Here is a 518-nt window from a genome sequence, read left to right as displayed (position 1 = left end):
TTGAAGCAGAGATGCTGTTGCTCAAGCTTGTTGAATCTGATACAGATGCGCTTGTTGATGCTGAAGCACTGTTGCTTGCGCTTGTGCTTGCTGAGTCAGATGTTGATGCACTGTTGCTTGCGCTTGCGCTAACTGATTCTGATGCGCTGATTGAAGCAGAGATGCTGTTGCTGATACAGATGCGCTTGTTGACGCTGATGCACTATTGCTTGCACTTGTGCTTGCTGATTCTGATGCAGACTTGCTTGCTGAGTCAGATGTTGATGCACTGTTGCTTACGCTTGTGCTTGCTGATTCAGAAGCACTGATTGAAGCAGAGATGCTGTTGCTCAAGCTTGTTGAATCTGATACAGATGCGCTTGTTGATGCTGAAGCACTGTTGCTTGCGCTTGTGCTTGCTGAGTCAGATGTTGATGCACTGTTGCTTGCGCTTGCGCTAACTGATTCTGATGCGCTGATTGAAGCAGAGATGCTGTTGCTTGCGCTTGTGCTTGCTGATTCTGAAGCAGACTTGCTTG

Annotated in this window: 1 protein-coding gene and 1 pseudogene; both read left to right on the top strand. The window is 47.7% G+C overall.

What is annotated here, in order from left to right:
• Nucleotides 1-308: hypothetical protein (locus D8802_RS10245; RefSeq protein WP_472725603.1), on the top strand; the 308-nt coding region annotated here is incomplete at its 5' end.
• Nucleotides 206-518: pseudogene (locus D8802_RS10240) on the top strand (hypothetical protein); the annotation flags it as partial. The gene D8802_RS10245 and the pseudogene D8802_RS10240, both read left to right, overlap by 103 nt.

The sequence above is a fragment of the Streptococcus oralis genome (assembly GCF_003943395.1).
Lineage (GTDB): Bacteria > Bacillota > Bacilli > Lactobacillales > Streptococcaceae > Streptococcus > Streptococcus oralis_BF.
This window is presented reverse-complemented; position numbering and strand designations above follow the sequence as displayed.